Origin of the sequence: uncultured Frigoribacterium sp., from assembly GCF_963515265.1 — a bacterium.
In the GTDB taxonomy this organism is placed as follows: Bacteria; Actinomycetota; Actinomycetes; order Actinomycetales; family Microbacteriaceae; genus Frigoribacterium.
Window position 1 is genome coordinate 1 of sequence record NZ_CAUPYL010000248.1, and the last position, 3,177, is coordinate 3,177.

At 75.6% G+C, this 3,177-nt stretch carries 4 protein-coding genes; 3 read left to right on the top strand and 1 reads right to left on the bottom strand.

All coding sequences use genetic code 11. The features are described 5' to 3' along the window. On the bottom strand, positions 1-634 hold a 634-nt coding region (locus RWM17_RS13390; RefSeq protein ID WP_314104461.1), incomplete at its 3' end, for a nitrilase-related carbon-nitrogen hydrolase. A gap of 100 nt (positions 635-734) precedes the next feature. On the opposite strand from RWM17_RS13390, the gene RWM17_RS13395 reads away from it, so the two are divergent. The 3 genes from RWM17_RS13395 to RWM17_RS13405 all read left to right on the top strand — a co-directional run bounded on the left by RWM17_RS13395 (position 735) and on the right by RWM17_RS13405 (position 3,059). After that, entirely contained in the window at positions 735-1,274 is a 540-nt protein-coding gene (locus tag RWM17_RS13395; protein WP_314104464.1) for a 2-oxo-4-hydroxy-4-carboxy-5-ureidoimidazoline decarboxylase, read from the top strand. Between the two features lie 77 nt (positions 1,275-1,351). After that, the gene (locus tag RWM17_RS13400) at positions 1,352-1,606 is read left to right on the top strand and encodes a glutaredoxin domain-containing protein (protein ID WP_123547970.1); all 255 of its coding nucleotides are present in this window, start codon (positions 1,352-1,354) and stop codon (positions 1,604-1,606) included. Between the two features lie 94 nt (positions 1,607-1,700). Next, entirely contained in the window at positions 1,701-3,059 is a 1,359-nt protein-coding gene (locus RWM17_RS13405; protein ID WP_314104467.1) for a DUF418 domain-containing protein, read from the top strand. Positions 3,060-3,177: the final 118 nt, after the last annotated feature.

Here is a 3,177-nt window from a genome sequence, read left to right on the forward strand (position 1 = left end):
CCGCGGGGTCGGCCTGCCCGACGGCGACGACGAAGGTCGTGCTGTCGGCGGCGCGGGCGCGGGTCAGGAGCTGCCACTGGTCGACCTTGCCGGGCCCGTCGCCCCAGGACGCGGCGACGACGCTGACCTCGGCGCCCGACGCGGCGTTCGCGAGGAACAGCGCGGGGAACCGCACGTCGTAGCAGGTGGCCAGGCCCACGACGGCAGCACGGGCGGAGTCGCCGCCGCTCCCGACGGCCACGGTGACGGCCTCGTCGCCGCCCTCCACCGAGTCGGACTCCGCGTGGCCGAACGCGTCGAAGAGGTGCACCTTGTCGTAGCTCGCGGCCAGCTCGCCGCCCGGGCCGGCCACGAGGAGGGTGTTCCGCACCGTGCCCTCCTGCCCCGGCGTGAACGTGCCGGCGACGATCGTGACGCCGAGCCGCTCGGCGAGGCCGAGCACGGCCGAGGCCCAGGGGCCGTCGAGCGGCTCGGCCGACGCGGCGAGGTCGGAGCCGAACGCGGTCATGGCCGCCTCGGGGAACACGACCAGCTCGGCTCCCTCGGCTGCCGCCTCCTCGGCTGCCCGCTCGACCTCACGGAGGTTGCGGGCCGGATCACGGGTGCTCCAGATCTGGGCGAGGGCGATGCGCATGCGCCCAACCTAGCCACGCGCGCCGCCGCGCCGGGGCCGGGCCCTGCCCCGCACCAGCCGCGCGGGGCCGCGCGGGCGTCCGCCGGATACAGTTCACGGCATGATCGACCTCCCCGAAGGCGAGCTGCGCGAGCGGCTGGCCACCGCCCTGTCCGTGCCTCGCTGGGTCGACGAGGTGGCCGGTCAGACGCCCTTCGACGACGTCGACGCCCTGATCGCCGTCGCGCGCCGCGCCGGGTCGCTCACGTCCGACGAGGTCGACCAGGCGCTCGAGCACCACGACCTCGTCGCCGAGCCCGCCACGGGCGACGCGGGCGCCGACGAGTACGGGCGTCGTGAGGAGCGCGCCTCCCACGAGACGGACGACCCCCAGCTCGTCAAGGCCCTGGCCGAGGGAGGCGCGGTGTACGAGGAGCGCTTCGGTCGCGCCTTCGTCATCCGCACCGCCGGGCGCAGCCGCGACGAGGTCGTCGCGGAGCTCGACCGTCGGCTCAAGCTCGACGACGAGGCCGAGAAGCAGGAGGTGGGGGCCCAGATGGTCGAGATCGCCGTCGTCCGCCTCCGCCAGGTCTTCGCGTCCCGCACGGCCGAGACGGGACGCGGCGCCGAGACGGCGTCGCCGGTGGGGCCGCTCGCCTGAACCGTTCGCGGTGGCCGTCTGCACGGGGGGGAAGCGGGCCGGACGGACCCCGAGGGGGCCGAGCGTACGATGGGCGGATGTCCGACGCAGCCCCTGACCGCATCCTCATGTTCGGCGCCGAGTGGTGCCGTGACTGCCGCCGCTCGAAGGCCCTGCTCGACCGCGAGGGCGTGGCCTACGACTACGTCGACCTCGAGTCGGTCGACGACGGGGCCGACCGCGCGTTCGCGATCAGCGGCCGCACGCAGATCCCCGTGGTCGTGTTCCCTGACGGCAGCCACCTGGTGGAGCCGTCCGACGCCGAGCTCTCCGCCAAGCTGCCGCTCGACTGATCCCGGCCGATCGGCCTCGGCCGACCGGCCTCGGCCGAGCGACCTCGGCCGACCGGCTGAGGCGCGGCAGCCGCCGATCCGACACGCTGGAGGCGTGACCTCGACACCGGATGCCGTCCCAGCCGCCGTCCCCTCGCCTCCCGCGCCGGCTCTGCCGGCGGCCCCGCCGGTCGGCCTCGGCGTCCCGACGGCCGGGCCAGCCGCCGGTGCTCCGGTCGCCTACAGCGGCCCCGTGGCCGCGGCCGGCCGATTCGTCGCCCCCGACCTGCTGCGCGGGATCGCCCTGCTCGGCATCGCGCTCGCGAACAGCGTGTACTACGTGACCGACCGTGTCACAGGCCCGCTGGCCCGTCCGGTCGACGGCAGCACGGGCGACCACGTGGCCGACGTCCTCGTCGGCACCTTCGTCGACAACCGCTCGTTCCCCCTCTTCACCCTGCTCTTCGCGTACGGCTTCACGGTGCTCGTGCAGCGCCAGGCGTCACGGGGCGTGCCGCGCGGCAGGGCCAGGGCGCTCCTCCTGCGGCGGAGCCTCTGGCTGAGCGTGTTCGGGGCCCTCCACATCGTGTTCCTCTTCGAGGGCGACGTCCTGCTCAGCTACGGGCTGCTCGGGCTCGTCCTCGCCGCGATGTTCGCTGCGACCGACCGCGCGTTCCGGATCGTGGGCTGGTCGACCCTCGTGGTCTTCCTCGCGGCGGCCGGCCTGGACGGTCTCGCCGGTGGCGGCCCCGGGGGGATCGACGGCCTGCCCGTCGACGTCGGCACCGTCCTGGGCGACGCGCTCTGGCGTCTTCTCGCGTTGGTGGGGCTGGTCTTCACCGCGCCCTTCACCGTCGGCATGCTCCTGCCCCTCGCCGTGCTGGGCACGCTCCTCGGACGCCGCCGCGTCCTCGAGCGCCCTGCCGAGCACCTCCCACTGCTGCGTCGTCTCGCGCTCGTCGGGTTCCCCGTCAGCGTGCTGGGCGCCCTCCCGCTCGTGCTCGCCACGGTCGGGGCCTGGCACGCCGGTCCCGCCGTGCTGTACCTGCTCGGCGTCCTGCACGGCGCCACCGGAGTGGTCGGCGCCCTCGCCCTGCTGGGCCTCGTCGGCTGGTGGGTCGGTGCGAAGGAGGCGCGGACCGCCTCCGTGCTCGTCCCCGCCGCCGCGCCCGTGCGGGCGCTCGTCGCCGTCGGTCGGCGCTCGCTCACCTGCTACCTGCTGCAGTCGGTCCTCTTCGTGCTGCTGCTGAAGCCGTGGGCGCTCGGCCTCGGGGTCGGCGCGGGCACCCTGACGATCTCGCTGATCGCCGTCGGGGTCTGGCTCGTCACGGTCGTCGTCGCGGTGCTGCTCGAGCGCGTCGGCCGCCAGGGCCCCGCCGAGTGGGCGCTGCGTCGCCTCACCTACGGTCGGCCGGCTGCGCCGCCCTCCGCTCAGCGGCCCGCGGGCCGCACGGCGGGCCGTAGGGGACAGTGAGCCGTGGGGCAGGGGAAAAGGGACGCCGCCGGCGTTGGCCCACGCCTGCGGCGTCCCTGTTCGCCTCCGCAGCCCGTGTTCTGGCCGGGCCGCGCCGAGCCGGGCCGGGCCGTCCGGG